Annotated in this window: 16 protein-coding genes; 11 read left to right on the top strand and 5 right to left on the bottom strand. The window is 36.1% G+C overall.

Going from position 1 to position 15,381, the window contains the following annotated elements; translation table 11 throughout:
* Positions 1–65: 65 nt before the first annotated feature.
* The 6 genes from HMPREF3031_RS01255 to HMPREF3031_RS01230 all read left to right on the top strand — a co-directional run bounded on the left by HMPREF3031_RS01255 (position 66) and on the right by HMPREF3031_RS01230 (position 6,306).
* Complete coding sequence (locus HMPREF3031_RS01255; RefSeq protein WP_002481460.1) at positions 66–2,201, top strand: YtxH domain-containing protein; 2,136 nt, start codon at positions 66–68, stop codon at positions 2,199–2,201.
* Positions 2,202–2,222: 21 nt separating this feature from the next.
* Positions 2,223–2,609, top strand: coding sequence for a gas vesicle accessory protein GvpU (gvpU, locus tag HMPREF3031_RS01250; protein ID WP_002481461.1), 387 nt, complete (start codon positions 2,223–2,225; stop codon positions 2,607–2,609).
* A 237-nt stretch (positions 2,610–2,846) separates the two neighbouring features.
* Entirely contained in the window at positions 2,847–3,419 is a 573-nt protein-coding gene (locus tag HMPREF3031_RS01245; RefSeq protein ID WP_002481462.1) for a ribonuclease FAU-1 family protein, read from the top strand.
* A gap of 132 nt (positions 3,420–3,551) precedes the next feature.
* Positions 3,552–4,421, top strand: coding sequence for a LysR family transcriptional regulator (locus tag HMPREF3031_RS01240; RefSeq protein WP_002481463.1), 870 nt, complete (start codon positions 3,552–3,554; stop codon positions 4,419–4,421).
* Between the two features lie 185 nt (positions 4,422–4,606).
* Entirely contained in the window at positions 4,607–5,803 is a 1,197-nt protein-coding gene (locus HMPREF3031_RS01235) for a sugar efflux transporter (protein ID WP_002481464.1), read from the top strand.
* Positions 5,804–5,817: 14 nt separating this feature from the next.
* Positions 5,818–6,306 (top strand): DUF456 domain-containing protein, encoded by a 489-nt coding sequence (locus HMPREF3031_RS01230; RefSeq protein ID WP_002481465.1) that lies wholly within the window; start codon positions 5,818–5,820, stop codon positions 6,304–6,306.
* 77 nt (positions 6,307–6,383) lie between these two features.
* Here the strand turns inward: HMPREF3031_RS01230 and HMPREF3031_RS01225 are convergent, their stop codons facing one another.
* The gene (locus tag HMPREF3031_RS01225) at positions 6,384–7,070 is read right to left on the bottom strand and encodes a DUF1129 family protein (protein ID WP_002481466.1); all 687 of its coding nucleotides are present in this window, start codon (positions 7,068–7,070) and stop codon (positions 6,384–6,386) included.
* A gap of 204 nt (positions 7,071–7,274) precedes the next feature.
* Here HMPREF3031_RS01225 and HMPREF3031_RS01220 point away from each other — a divergent pair, with 204 nt between their 5' ends.
* From HMPREF3031_RS01220 to HMPREF3031_RS01210, 3 genes are all read left to right on the top strand, one after another.
* The gene (locus tag HMPREF3031_RS01220; protein ID WP_002481467.1) at positions 7,275–7,655 is read left to right on the top strand and encodes an SA0632 family lipoprotein; all 381 of its coding nucleotides are present in this window, start codon (positions 7,275–7,277) and stop codon (positions 7,653–7,655) included.
* A gap of 71 nt (positions 7,656–7,726) precedes the next feature.
* Complete coding sequence (locus HMPREF3031_RS01215; RefSeq protein WP_002481468.1) at positions 7,727–8,038, top strand: hypothetical protein; 312 nt, start codon at positions 7,727–7,729, stop codon at positions 8,036–8,038.
* A 177-nt stretch (positions 8,039–8,215) separates the two neighbouring features.
* Positions 8,216–8,761, top strand: a complete 546-nt coding sequence (locus HMPREF3031_RS01210) for a GNAT family N-acetyltransferase (protein ID WP_002481469.1) — start codon at positions 8,216–8,218, stop codon at positions 8,759–8,761.
* Between the two features lie 75 nt (positions 8,762–8,836).
* On the opposite strand, the gene HMPREF3031_RS01205 is transcribed toward HMPREF3031_RS01210, so the two are convergent.
* From HMPREF3031_RS01205 to HMPREF3031_RS01190, 4 genes are all read right to left on the bottom strand, one after another.
* Positions 8,837–9,412, bottom strand: a complete 576-nt coding sequence (locus tag HMPREF3031_RS01205; RefSeq protein WP_002481470.1) for an LOG family protein — start codon at positions 9,410–9,412, stop codon at positions 8,837–8,839.
* A gap of 12 nt (positions 9,413–9,424) precedes the next feature.
* Positions 9,425–9,877, bottom strand: a complete 453-nt coding sequence (locus HMPREF3031_RS01200; RefSeq protein ID WP_002481471.1) for a YaiI/YqxD family protein — start codon at positions 9,875–9,877, stop codon at positions 9,425–9,427.
* Entirely contained in the window at positions 9,878–10,579 is a 702-nt protein-coding gene (locus tag HMPREF3031_RS01195) for a hypothetical protein (protein WP_070724556.1), read from the bottom strand. It abuts the gene before it with no gap.
* Between the two features lie 166 nt (positions 10,580–10,745).
* Entirely contained in the window at positions 10,746–11,645 is a 900-nt protein-coding gene (locus HMPREF3031_RS01190) for an undecaprenyl-diphosphate phosphatase (protein WP_002481473.1), read from the bottom strand.
* Between the two features lie 419 nt (positions 11,646–12,064).
* On the opposite strand from HMPREF3031_RS01190, the gene HMPREF3031_RS01185 reads away from it, so the two are divergent.
* Together HMPREF3031_RS01185 and cydC are read left to right on the top strand one after the other, a co-directional pair.
* Positions 12,065–13,705, top strand: coding sequence for an ABC transporter ATP-binding protein/permease (locus tag HMPREF3031_RS01185; protein ID WP_070724554.1), 1,641 nt, complete (start codon positions 12,065–12,067; stop codon positions 13,703–13,705).
* Positions 13,702–15,369, top strand: coding sequence for a thiol reductant ABC exporter subunit CydC (cydC, locus tag HMPREF3031_RS01180; protein WP_070684252.1), 1,668 nt, complete (start codon positions 13,702–13,704; stop codon positions 15,367–15,369). Before HMPREF3031_RS01185 ends, cydC begins: the two co-directional genes overlap by 4 nt.
* The last annotated feature ends 12 nt before the right edge of the window (positions 15,370–15,381 follow it).

Here is a 15,381-nt window from a genome sequence, read left to right as displayed (position 1 = left end):
GTCTACAGCTAAAAATGCTTCAACCAAAAAGGCATCCGATAAGCAATTAGATGGAGAGGATAAGGATGAGTAAAAAATCTAGAAAAAAACAAAAAAAGAATCAAAAGCGTGAAATCAACTTAACCAAAACCATAGCTGGTGGATTAGTAGGGGCTTCTTTCGGTTATCTTACGGCTCCTAAGAGCCGTAAGAAAATCGTAAAAGAATTAAGTAAAATTGTATTAAAAGGGACTGCCAAAGAATTTGGTCATACAACTAAGAAAAAAATAAGCAGCTTAACACCTTCCCCTAACAATCCTTTCAAAAAAAAAGCACCCGACGAAGAAAAATCACACGACATTCAAGAAGATGAAGACAAAGAAGAAAACACAACAGTATTAGTCCAAGGTGAAGATGATCGAGAAAATGAAGAAAATCAAAACGATCAAGACAACGATGAAAATGACACTGATGAATCTGAAACAGAGGAAGTAGAAGATACAGAAGACAACGAAGAAACTGAAGAAGATGATTCAGCAGACGAAGACAGCGATAAGCCTAAAGGTAAGAAGAAAAAGAAATTCTTCGATAGATTCAAATCGCATAAATCTGATAAAGAAGAGTCAGATGATGATGAAGACTCAGAAGATGAAGAGAACGATGAACAAGATAAAAAAGCATCAAAAAAATCTAAGTCAAAAGAAGATGACACATCGAAAGATGAAGACACTGATGAATCAGAAGAAACTAGTGCGGATAAAAAAGCATCAAAAAAATCTGAGCCGGAAGATGAGACAGAATTAGTATCAGAAGATGACACATCAGAAGCAGATGAACCTGACGAATCAGAAGAAGAATCCGACGACGCAGCTGAAGAGTCCAAAGAAGACACTTCAAAAGACGAGGACGCATCAGAAGCAGATGAATCTGATCAATCAGAAGATAAATCAGACGATGAGACTGAAGAGTCCGAAGACGAAGCTGAAGATTCTAAAGAAGACACTTCAAAAGACGAAGAAGCATCAGAAGAACCTGAAGGGGATGAAAAAACTACAAAAGCATCAGCCGGAAAAACTTCTGAAAAACCAGAATCAGAAGAAGAGTCTGAACCAGAATCAGAAGATGACACTTCAGAAACAGGTGAACCTGAGGAATCAGAAGAAGAATCAGAGGGTGAGACTGAAGAGTCTAAAGACGAAGCTGAAGATTCTAAAGAAGATACTTCAAAAGATGAGGACGAGTCAAAAGAATCTGAATCAGATGATGAGGTTGAAGAGTTAGAAGACGAAGCAAAAGATTCTAAAGAAGACACTTCAAAAGACGAAGAAGCATCAGAAGAACCTGAAGCGGATGAGAAAACATCAAAAGCATCAGCTGAAAGAACTTCTGAAAAATCCGAGCCAGAAGAAGAGTCTGAATCAAAATCAGATGATGAGACATCAGAAACAGATGAATCTGATCAATCAGAAGAAGAATCAGACGATGAGGCTGAAGAGTCCAAAAATCAAGTTGAAGATTCTAAAGTTGATGACACTTCTGATGATAAAGATGAAGCTTCAGATGAGAAAAAAGAATCCGAAGAAGATAGTAAATCAGACGATGAGGAATCCAAAGACGAAGCTGAGGAAGATTCAACTGAATCAGATGAGTCTAAAAAAGCAGATAATGTAAAACCTGATTCTGAGGATTCAAAAGATGAAGAGTCTAATTCGAAAACAAAACAGCAGCCTAAGAAATCTACATCAAATAAAAAAGCTAATGATTCTAAATCAGATGATCAATCTGATGAAGATGATGAAAGCGAAAAAAATGATAGTAAAGAAAAGGCAACGGGGGAATCTAAAAACTCAAAGATGCCAACTGAACCTGAACAAACTAAAGATGAAGACAACGAGGAAGAGAAGGGTTCAAAAGAAAAAGACACTCAATTCAACCAAGTTGCCAGAGCAAAACTCAAAGGCTTGAAAACATCAACGGCAAGCCTGTTCAAAAAGGATGATAGTGATGACGAACAATCAGAAGAAATTGAAGAAAATGAAAGACAAGAAACTAAAACAAATCAACAAGATGAAAAAGAATCTGAAGAAAAACTTCAAGAAGAACAAGAAGAAACCTCTTCTAGGCAAAAAGAAAAAACACAGACCACTAAGAAGCAAGAAGAAACGTCTGAAGAAAAAGCTGGAACGTGGATAGAAAGTCATGATGACACAGGTGACAGATAATTAAACGAGAGGAATGATATAATGAGTAACAAACAAACATCTAAAGATGATATTCTTGAATCATTTGTAAAAGCCGCAAACGAAGACGACTTTACTCTAGATATTTCGTTATTAGTCGACGGTGCCATTGTGACTGGTACATTGATTTCAGCGAAAGAATACTTTAAAACATTAAGCAAATCATTTAAAGGCGGCAATGCAACGTCTAAACAATTTAGCGAAGACTTAGATGAAGCTGGTGACTATGCCGCTGAAAGTGATAACGATGAAATCAATTATATTCACTTAAAAGATACAAGTATCTTTATCAGTGAGAATAAACCTACACCTTCAAGTGGTAAGTTGATTTGGAGAGGTAAATTAAGCGAAGTAAACAGTTTCTTTTTAGGAAAAATTAAAAGTAATTAAAACTTAATATAAGCACTGAATAAATAGTGTGATATAAAACAAGGGGCCGTACTTATCAGCTGAAAGTACGGTCCTTTCTATTGTTGTAAGCTATTTCTGTTTTACTTACAGGACTCCATTGTTATGTGTACAACTTGTAAAAAGAGCTTTTAATTTGTGTAATACTTTTAATAATATCAAACATTGAGTGACATGTATGTGACAGTTTTATATAATAATGTCAAGGAGTTGGTGACAGTGAAAGTAAAATACATCGACAAACGTCACTGGCGTCGTCTGATTGAAAGAGATTATACTGAAGTTAAGGTGAATAATAATAAATTCAAAGGAATCATTGGCTTAATCACAATGAAGAAAGTAAAGGAACCTTTAAAAGTTTCTGTCGTCGGTAAAACCATGATAGTCGCAGATGATAACTATCAATGGCTTCAAATTGTACCGGATAAGAAACGTTACAGTATAACAGTGATGCTAGATGAAAAAGGCAACCCACTTGAATATTATTTCGATATCAATATTAAAAATATCACGCAAAAAGGTAAAGCACGCACAGTAGATTTATGCTTAGATGTTATTGTATTGCCTAATGGAGAATATGAGTTGGTTGACGAGGATGATTTATTACGAGCATTAGAAACAAAACAAATTTCGAAGAAACAATATCACGAAGCATACATCATTGCACATCAGTTAATGATGAAGATTGATCATGATTTTCCAAGTATGCAAGAAAATATCATGTATTGCTATAATAAGATTAAACATAAGTATTTAAACGATAAACATACGACGCATCATCACCGAGGATAACAGTCAGGAGAACCCAGCACACAGTGTGAAAGAGTGTTTGTATGAAAGGTACCATGCTGTCGCTGTCATAAGACTGCCGCATGGTTTTTATTTCATAGTAGAAAAGGATTGAAGGAAGTAGGAGGATAAAACGTGAAGATTGAGGATTACCGTTTGTTAATCACGTTAGATGAAACACGTACATTGCGTAAAGCAGCTGAAATTCTTTATATTTCTCAACCTGCTGTAACACAACGATTAAAGGCCATAGAAAGTGCCTTCGGCGTTGATATTTTTATTCGTACTAAGAAGCAGTTGATCACTACAACTGAAGGTGCAATGGTTATTGAACATGCGCGCGACATGTTGAAGCGCGAGCGTTTATTTTTTGATAAAATGCAAGCACATATGGGCGAAGTAAATGGCACTATCTCTATAGGGTGCTCTTCTTTAATCGGCCAAACTTTATTACCCCAAATACTTAGTCACTATAACGATCAATACCCCAATGTTGAAATTCAAGTAAAAGTAGGTTCTACTGATCATATAAAAGCGCATCATCGTGATTATCACGTGATGATTATCCGTGGAAGCAAGATTTTGAATTTGAACAATCAGCATTTGTTTAATGATAAACATTATTTTATTTATCCTAAGGGTCAAAGAGATAGAGCACCAGAACTGCCGTTTATTGAGTTTCAAGCTGATCCGATTTATATTAACCAGATTAAAGAATGGTATGGTCGTAATTTAGGACGTGATTATCATGCGATGATATCCGTAGACCAAGTTGCGACTTGTAAAGAAATGTTAGTCGGCGGTGTAGGTGTAACTGTATTACCAGAAATTATGGTAAAAGATTTAGACACAGAACGCTTTGACTTTGAGCAAGTTGATATAGAAACACATCCGTTAGTGCGTTCAACCTATCTAAGTTACGATTCTAGTATGTTGCAATTGCCACAAGTGGAATCATTTGTAGAATTAGTCGTAAATGATATTGCGAAAGCTCCGCAGAATTAACTGATGTGTAAATAAGACATCCTAGCTAGGGTGTCTTTTTCTCTTGTGTGAAGATTTCTATATAGAAACGCCGCTTTTTGAAATTATATGCTGTTTTAATGGAAATCTTTGTACATCTATTCCAAAAGGTAAGAAAATTGATTAAACTAGAGATTATCTAAATAAGTTTTAAGAGAGGTTAGACTATGTTTGCAGCGTTACTGCACATTAAAAATTATAAATTATTCGTAGTTAATATGATGCTGGTCGGTATGGGGATTGCGATTACGATTCCTTATCTTGTTTTATTTGCGACAAATGAACTTGGTATGACAACTACTCAGTTCGGTGTCTTATTAGCACTAGCCGCAATCAGTCAGTTTACTGTTAATACCATTGTGGCACGTTTTTCTGACAGAGGGAATGTAAACCGTAAAGTCTTAATTATCGGTGCGCTGTTTATGGGCGCAATGAGTTTCGGTATTTACTTCTATGTTCATACAATCTGGCTGTATATTGCGTTATATGCTTTGTTCCAAGGTTTGTTCGCACCTGCAATGCCTCAACTTTATGCTTCAGCTCGTGAATCTATTAATGCATCCTCTTCACGCGGTCGTGCAAAATTTGCTAATACAGTATTACGTTCTATGTTCTCGTTCGGGTTTTTATTTGGTCCGTTAATCGGAGCTTTGTTAAATAAAAGTATGGGCTATGCCGGTTTGTTCGGCGGTACAGTAGTTATTTTATTATTTACACTGTTACTTCAAGTCTTCTTCTTTAAAGAAGTGAAAACAAATCGCCCAATTGAAGAAGGGACACATATCGAGCGTAAAGCCCCAAGTATGTTGACACACAAGAAATTAATCGTACCATTTGTTGCATTTATCTTACTCCATATTGGACAGTGGATGTACACGCTTAATATGCCTCTATTTGTGACGAATTATCTTCATGAGAGTGAAGACTATGTCGGAGTGCTTGCGAGCTTGTGTGCAGGCTTAGAAGTGCCATTTATGATTATCCTAGGTGTTTTGTCTGCGAAACTTGAAACAAGAACCTTATTGATATTCGGCGCATTGTTTGGTGCACTCTTCTTCTTCAGTATCGGAGTGTTTGATAACATTTATATGATGATGCTTGGACAAGTCTTTTTAGCAATGTTTTTAGCGGTATTATTAGGGATTGGTATCAGTTACTTCCAAGACATCCTGCCTGATTTCCCGGGTTATTCTTCAACACTCTTTGCGAATGCGCTTGTAATAGGTCAACTATGTGGGAATTTACTTGGCGGTGTGATGAGTCAAATCGTAGGATTAGGGAATGTATTCTATGTATCCGCTGCTTCTTTAGCATTAGGAATGATTTTAATCTTCTTTACGAAAGAGCAGAAATTTATTGAATAAGAAAGAGGTTTACCATGCTAGCAACAATTTTATGGCTATTGATTATTGCGTGTTTCGTTACCGCATTTATTGGTTTGATTAAACCTGTTATCCCATCAATGCCAATGATGTGGATTGGATTTTTAATTTATCAAATCGGTTTTCATAACGGAAAATTATCTTGGGTCTTTTATATCTCAATGATTATTTTAACAATCTTTATTTTTGTGGCTGATCTGATGATGAGCCAATACTTCACTAGACGCTTTGGCGGTTCTAAAGCAGGGGAAATCACAGCTTTAATCGGTGTGATTGTCGGTTGTTTTGTTTTCCCGCCATTCGGTATTATTTTAGTTCCGTTAATCGCAGTGTTTATTGTAGAAATGGTATTAAGACGTGACCCAATGACTGCACTTAAAGCCAGTTTTGGTTCAGTTGTCGGCTTTTTAGCAAGCACTGCAGCTCAAGCCATGGTCATGATCATTATGGTCATTTGGTTCTTCTTAGCAATTTTAATTAACTAAATTATTGAGAAATAGTGCAAACACTAACAGCCTCAAAAGCAAAGATAATCTTGCTTTTGAGGCTGTTTTTTAATTTATCATAAATAAGTATTGCTGTTTTTCTTCACAAAATGATGGTCGACATAAAACGCAATTGGCGTGATGATGAATGAGACAATAATAAATGTCCAATTACCAATATGGATGGACGGACCAAATGTAAGGTAAGATTGCGGGATATATAAGACATAAAATAACAGCGCAATTAAGCCGAAAATAACCGCATAAGTTAAAAGCCAAACCCAGTTAGACTTATTGAAAGCTTGTATTTGTACCGTTTTAAAAATCCACCATACGAATAAAAAGATGATAAATAATCCCATTAAAACGATGATTGGGAATGTGAAATAATAGATAGGTTTTTCACCTATGAAGAAGCCTATAAATCCTTTAAAGAACGCAAAAATACCAAGTAAAAACAAAATGTGATGCCAAATATATTTGAAAATATTTTGTACCGTTTCGTTTTTTAGTTTTTTAATCGTTTCTTTCGCATGCGCACGAGGATTATGATCAAAGAAATCCATGGCTAACATACCCTGGTTTTCTGATTTTAGCAGTTCTTTTAAAATACGATTCAACATTAATTCAGAATCATGAGGGTTGACGCGTAAATCAGCACGAATATAAGTCATATAGCTTTCGAAAATTTCGCGGTCTGTATTATTAAGATGCAACGCTTTTACGTTATTTTCGCGCATCAATTGTTCTGTAGATTTAGCCATTGCTTTTGCCCTCCGATTCATATTATACAATCAAGCATATTATGACTAAATTGCGCGCATAAATCAATGATTGAAGCAATATCTCGCTTTCTTTTTTTAGTGTATGCGTGGAAACTATGAGCGAAGCCGGATACATGGTAAAATATACATAGCAAATTGACGTTACATAGGCGTTGGATTCATGGTAAAAGGAGTTAAAGATACATGAAAAAAGTGATGATGGTGCTGTTAGCTTCAACTTTAATGTTAAGTGCTTGCGGTAAAAGTGACGAGAAGACAGCGCTTGAGAATGATATCAAACAACTAGAGAAAGAAAACAAACAGTTGAAAGATAAAAAAGAGAAGTTGGAAAAAGAACAAAAATCAGTGAAAGAACGTGTAGATAAGTTAGAAGATGAAGTGAAAGATAAAGTTGCGACAGAAAGAGCAAAACAACAATCTGAAGCAGAAGACAAAGCTAAAAAAGAACAAGAAGCTAAAGATAAAAAGGAAAAAGCAGCAAAAACGTCATCTAACACAACAAAAGAAAGTGATCAAAAATCACACACACCGCATTCTGACAAGAAAGAAAACAAACCGTCTTAAGCGTTTGTTTGAAAAGTCAGAAGGGTATTAAATAGGTAATGGATAAACGAACTAAAGGAGTCGATTGAATCATGTACGAACAACAATTTTTTGAATTAGAAGGTAATAAGATGACTTTAAGAGAACTCGGCAAAGCCATCGAAAAAATTACAGGCTACCAACATGATGCGCCTTCAGCACAAGTAAGACGCAGAGTTGCGCAAAAGCCTAATTTTGAATCAGATACAGATACATTTGAAGCAACTTATAAATTAAGTCATTTAGGCGATTTTGTTGACGTAGTATTTACAGCACCTAAAAGCGAACGTGATCGTTTACAAGAAGTGCCTGTAACTGTTCAATTAATCAGTTATAATACGCGTTCTGAATTTCCTCAAGCATAATCGCAACTATAAGTAATTTCGACAATCTTATAAAGTATACAAAAAGCGCTTATAAGTGAAGTCATATCGCTTTGCATTACTATCATGATTAGAGAACACTTTACTAAAGTGCTTTTTTGTATATCGATTTTTTAGATAGAGCACAAGAGATTGAATGGGTGTACGAGGTGGAATCAAATGAGTGTATATTTGGAAACACAACGTTTAAAGTTAAGAGATTGGGAAGATAAAGATTTATTACCATTTCAAAAAATGAATGCGAATCGACAAGTTCGCAGATTCTTCCCAAGTATATTAAGCTATCGCCGTTCTGAATTGGATATGCAGGCGATGCAGAAACAACTGAAACAATCAGGCATTGGTTTATTTGCGGTAGAATTGAAAGAAAGCGGAGAATGGATTGGCTTTATCGGATTGAATTATCTCCCTAAACGCAGTCAGTATCCATTTAAAGATCTGCCTTTCTTTGAAATCGGATGGCGTTTGATACCTGAGGTTTGGGACAATGGTATCGCAACAGAAGGGGCAAAAGCAGTGCTTGAATATGCCAAAGAAAAAGGTATCGAAGAAGTTTATAGTCTGACAGCCAAAACAAATATGGCTTCAAGAAGAGTGATGGAAAAAATCGGTATGACATATTTAGAGGATTATGAATTACCGAATGTGTCAGCAGCACATCCATTAAAAACACAAGTCAGATATTATAAAAAGCTGAATGAATAAAGCGAGAAACTCAAGGTGACGTTTCTCGCTTTTTGTTTGGAATGAACATAGAGTATGTTATTTAATTTAGAAGTGTTAATCATAAGTACGTGTACCGACAGAACGATAGTGTTCTAAACCGTCGAATAAATCATCTAAGTTATCATAAAGCGGAGCTAAGCCGCGATATTTATCATCAATGAAACCAGCTTCAATCATAGATTCAATGAGTTGTTGAAGCGGTTCGAAAAAATTGTTGATATTAAAAACTGCCATCGGTTTATCGTGGATACCGATTTGTGCCCAACTATATGTTTCAAAGAATTCTTCAAGTGAACCAGCGCCGCCAGGTGCTAAGATAAATGCATCAGCTAATTCGCTCATTTTGGCTTTGCGACCATGAAGTGAATCTACTAACACTAAATCTGTTAAGCGTTGGCTCGTAATTTCTTTATCATCTAAGCTTTTCGGCATCACACCAATCGCTTCTCCACCGTTATCTAAGACGCCATTAGAAATTGCGCCCATTACACCGACAGAGCCGGCACCGTAGACTAAAGTATAACCATTTTCTGCCATGTATTTACCTAAAGCATAGCCTTGCTCCATATAAACTTTATCTTTCCCTCTGCTTGCGCCGCAAAATACTGCAATACGTTTTAATTTACTCATAAATGTCATCTCCTAAGAAGAAATCTGATTGATTACACGTTTAAATGCTTGCTCAAAATGATTGCGTGTCTCTTCTGAGAACTTTTTCGGACCTTTATGACGTCCGCCTTGACGTCTGGTTTGTGCATTCAAATAACGTTGTTCGAGTAAGGAATTAATATTCTTATCACTATATAGCATACCATTATGATGCATCACGTACTGTATTTTATTAATCAATAGGTTAGCTAAACCATAATCTTGTGTGACTACAATGTCATTTGGCTTGGCTAATTGAACAATTTTATAATCCACTTGATCAGGACCATCATCGACGTAAACGACACGAACATGGTCAGGATAATCTCGCATTGAAAAGTGTGCATAACTACGTACCAACACAACAAAAATGCCTGTCCCTTCAGTCAATTGAATAATTGAATCTGTAACGGGACAAGCATCACCATCAATAATGACTTGTGTCATTTAGAGATTCGGCTTATTTTCATGTTTTTGAATCTCTGCGATGCGTTCTTCTTCGTTGGCACGTCTAGCTTCTTCTTCAGCTTTTAAACGTTGTTCAATGCGATCTTCTAAAATACGGTTCATGTCATAAGCTTCATCTTTATTTTCTTGTTCAAGTTCTTCACCTTTATTGTGAAGTTGTTTGTCAGATTGACCGCCTGGTACAAGTCCGACTTTTTTCTCGTATTTCTGAGCGTCTTTTAATTCTTTCACGAGACGTTTACGAATTGCTTCTGAATCTTTATCTTCTTTTTTATGGCGTTTTTCAATGTTTTTCTCTAATTTCTTCGCCATTTTTTCAGCTTCTTTAGCGTTTTGTTTTTCTAATTTGTCACCTTTAGCTTTGATGCGTTCTGGGTCATTGGCTTTCGCTTCTTTTTTAGCTTGGCGTTTTTCTTCGATTTCTTGTTTCTTCTCGCTTACATATTGTTTAAGGTCAGAAGATTTATTAGAAACCGCTGACGCAGCTTTAGAAGATTTATCTGATACACCGCTCGCAAATTGTGAAGACTTGTCAGAAACACTTTGTCTTAAATCTGCGGTTTTATCATTCAATTTTTGTACATCAGGATGATCTTTGATGCGTTTTCTTTCCACAATTAAAGGTACAAGAATGATAGGTAATACCGTTAACAATGTTCTAATTAATCGTTTCTTCTCCATTTGAATGGCCTCCATTTATTAGTATATAACATTTAAATACCCCGACTGATTAGGGGATAAACGAATACCCTTGTATCATACATAACTTTTTCCATCGATTAAAGCATCAGTAATTGAAGGCATGAAAAAAACCAGCATTGAAATTCAATGCTGGCGAGTGTATCAATTAAATGCCTTTTCCGATTCCGAATCCGAAATAAAGGATTGCGATAAAGATAACTAAAATAATACGGTAAATCGCAAAAGGTACCAATTTAATACGGTTAATTAAGTTTAAGAATAAGCGGATAGATAATAATCCGAATAAGAATGCGGCAATAAAGCCGATTAAGTAAAACGGAATGTGATTTAAATGAATATATTCCATATGTTTTACCAATGATAAACCACTTGCGGCTAACATAACTGGTACAGCCATAATAAATGTGAAGTCAGAGGCAGCTTTATAGTTTAATTTCATTAATACCCCAGTTGAAATTGTTGAACCGCTTCGACTGAACCCTGGCCACATCGCAACCGCTTGTGATAAACCAATAATAAATGCTTGAACATAAGTAATTTGATCAAGGTGCTCACGGTGTGCATAACGACGGCTGAACTTTTGTGCGAAAATCATATAGAACGCACCTAATAAAAGTCCAATCATAACAGTCGGCACACTGAATAAGTATGTTTCGATTAAATCATCGAATAATAAACCTAAAACACCAGCAGGAATCATCCCTACTAAAACGTGCCAAATCGTTAGACGTTTGTGTTTAGATTGAGCCGTTCTGCTTAAAGTTTCTCCTTCAGTATGTTCCGTAGATGGTGCAGTATGTTTATACTTTCCAAGGCGGAACATTTCAAAATAACGGTTTCTAAATACCCACGCTGCCGCAAATACAGAACCTAACTGTATGACGATCTTAAAGGTGAATGCGGATTCTGATCCTAAGAAGCTCGTCGATTTCAGCCAGATGTCGTCTACAAGAATCATATGTCCTGTTGAGGATACAGGCGCAAATTCTGTCAAACCTTCGACAATCCCCAAAATCAGCGCTTTGAGTAATTCTAACAATAACATAGTGTACCTTCCTTATTTCAAAATATATTTTGTATGAATGTATGTAAATACCAGTTGAAACAACTTTTATGATAGCACATAAAAAAATCTTTGTGCTACTAATTCTCGTAGTAAATTGAAAGATAAGACTTAAGATGTAGGTCTTTCAAAAATTATGACAAAACTTTGAAGGTTAATTTCTTATTTGAAATTAATTTTGAGTCGAATAAATTGAAAATTCTACTTATATGTTTTAAGTTAAAGATAAGACATTTTTGACACAAATGACTATTAAGGACATAAGACGTCCTGATATCTATTAATTAAAGATGAAACGATAGTAAAGTGGGTGGGACAAGTATGCATGACATACATACGTGTTCCACCTTTATTGTGTCAAAATTAATCGATGCCTGATTAAATAAAAAGGGTGAAAAAAGATGAAACATTTAATGCGTTACGCACTGAAATACAAGCAATACCCCATCGTCATGGGTATCATTTGTGCACTATTAGCTGTGATTGTAGTCGTACAAAATGTGACCATTGCGAAAGTGTTAGATAAAATGCTGATTCAGAATTCGCATCATTACCATATTTCAACGTTATTGATGATTTTATTGGTCGCTTTATTATTACGTGCAGTATTGAATATGTCCAATCAATGGATGGGGACAGAACTCGCATATAAAGTGAAAGGCACACTGCGTCGTCGTATGGTAGATCATCACACGAAACAACCTGTCGGTGCTCAAATGAGTGTGATGACTGAAAGCATTGATGGAATTACGCCATTTTATCAAGATTACTTACCTCAAGTGTTTAAAGCAGTACTTGTACCTGTAGTGATTATTATTGCGATGTGTTTTATTCATTTGAATACTGCGATTATTATGATGGTGACAGCACCTTTTATTCCTGTGTTCTATATCATTTTCGGATTAAAAACACGTGATGAATCTAAGGAACAAATGACTTATTTAACACAATTCAGCCAGCGCTTCTTAAACTTAGCGCAAGGCTTAGTCACTTTAAAATTATTCAACCGTTCTAAACAAGCTGAACAAGCTATTTATCAAGAAAGCACACGCTTTAGAGATTTAACAATGAATATTTTACGCAGTGCCTTTTTATCTGGGTTGCTATTGGAATTTATCAGTTTGTTAGGTATTGGTTTAGTTGCGCTAGAAGCAGGGCTTGGTTTGGTGCTCTTTCATAATCTTACTTTCGAAACAGCTGCGATTGCGATTATTTTAGCACCAGAGTTCTACAACTCTATTAAAGACCTTGGCCAAGCATTCCATACTGGTAAACAAAGTGAAGGAGCAGCAGATGTCGTATTCGATGCGCTTGATCAAGAAATGGATGACGCTACTTTAACCAAACAACACGTCAATCCTAAACAAGAGGCGTTGATTCAGTTGGAACATGTATCTTATCGTTATCCAGAAGCAGATAGAGCAGCAGTTAAAGATGTGAGCTTTAATATTTATGAAGGTGAACAGATTGCCTTAGTCGGTCCAAGCGGTGCAGGGAAGACGACACTTTCTGAATTGATTTTACAGCACAGACAACCGACAGCTGGCTATGTTTCTTTTCAATTCGAACACTTAAAAATGGGTGTGTTAAGTCAACAACCTTATATTTTCAATGCGACAATTAAAGAAAATGTCTCAATGTTTGAAGCGGTTGAGGATGAAAAGGTGATTGAGGTGTTAGCAGCGGTTGGTTTAATGGAAAAAATCAATCAATTGCCTCAAGGTATTGAAACGTATATCGGAGAAGGCGGCGAGATGTTATCAGGCGGGCAAATGCGTCGTATTGAATTATCGCGTGTATTGTTTGCACAACCAGAATTGGTTGTTTTTGATGAGCCAGCCACAGGTTTAGATGTTTGGACAGAGCGTACGATTCAAGAAGCACTGAATACTTATTTTAAAGAAAGTACCGTTATTATGATTGCACACCGTGAAAGTACAATTCGTATGGCACAACGTCGTATTTATATGGAAGGTGGCCATATAATTACAGATGATCAAGTCATTTCCACGCAAAGAGACAAAGGACGTGATAGACAATGAAACGACGCGGCATTCAATTTAAGTTAGATAAAGATTTAGCTTTAGCGATATTGTTTGGAGTTATCGGTAGTTTAGTCGCAATCGGTATGTTCTTTTTAAGTGGTTTAATGATTGCGCAAGCTGCGAAAAATGTACCGTTATATGGTTTGATTGTCTTAGTGGTCAGCGTGAAAATGTTTGGGATTATCCGTGCGATTATGCGTTATTTTGAACGTTTATACTCACATCGAACAACTTTCACGATGTTAAGAGACGTCAGAACACAATTCTTCAAAGGCTTGATTCAAGTTGTACCGGATATTTATCGTAAATTTAAATCCAGTGATTTGATTGCACGAATGGTATCACGCGTTGAAGCATTACAGAATATTTATTTACGCGTTTATTATCCGCCTGTGGTTATTGGTATCACGGCAGCTATTACGATATTAACCTTGTGGTTCTTTTCTTGGATGCATGCCGTCTTATTATTAGTCAGTATGTTAATTTCATTAGGTGTCTTACCTTGGATTTCTGCGAAGCGTGCACAATTATTGAACGCACGAGCAGCTCAAGATGAATCATCATTTTTAAGCCGCTTCTACGACTATAAAGAAGGCTATGAAGAACTAGCACGATTCAAACAATTAAAACCCTATCATCAATCTGTACTTAAGGCACTCTCTAAATACAGCCATCAACAACGTAATGAACAACGTTTCTTAACGCTTTATGAATTTATGTTAGATTTAGTTTCTATGTTGGCCTTGTTCTTTTGTGTTTGGTTAGGTGTCATACAAGTTCAAAATGGACAATTAGATGTCATCTATTTAACAAGTATTGTATTAATGTTGTTGACGTTATTTGAACAAGCAGTAACGATGAGTAATGTGGCTTACTTTAAAGCAGATACAGACCAAGCATTAGTAGAAATTGAAGAGGTCTTGCAAGAAGTGCCAGAAACACCTGAAAGTTCAAAACAAATGAATAATACGCAGATACTAGCAGTTGATGATGTGACTTTCCAATATGAACATCAAGTTACAAAGGTATTAGAACATATTCAATTAGATATCCAGCCTGGTGAAAAGCTTGCGATCATTGGACCTTCAGGTTCAGGTAAGAGTACTTTACTGCAAGTGCTGGCTGGTTTATATCAAACAACACAAGGTTCTGTTACTTATCAAGGTCAATTAGTATATGAGATGTCTGAAGCGTCTAAAGCAGAGACGTTTAATGTCTTATTGCAGCACCAGCAACTCTTTGATGGTACAGTGCGTGATAATTTATTATCAGATTACAGCGATAATGAAATGCGTGCTGTCTTAGATGACTTAGGTTTAGCGTATATTGATTTAGACTATGAAATTACCATGAGTGGGGAAGGACTATCAGGTGGAGAATTGCAGCGGATTTGTCTTGCGAGATTATTCTTAAGAACAGCACCTGTTTGGCTAATAGACGAACCGACACGTGCATTAGATTGGCATAATAGCCATCATGTGATGCAACGTCTCTTTACCGAAAGTGAGACGCTTATTGTCGCAACGCATGATTTAGAATTGTTACCGCAATTTGATCGCATTATCGTCATGATTGAAGGTCAAATTATTGAAAGTGGCACTTATGACGGTTTGCTTCAACAACATGGTGCACTTTATGACATGGTGACTTTAAACCGATAAGACTATGTATTT

It is taken from the genome of Staphylococcus sp. HMSC072B07, from assembly GCF_001815505.1.
GTDB lineage: Bacteria > Bacillota > Bacilli > Staphylococcales > Staphylococcaceae > Staphylococcus > Staphylococcus simulans.
This window is presented reverse-complemented; position numbering and strand designations above follow the sequence as displayed.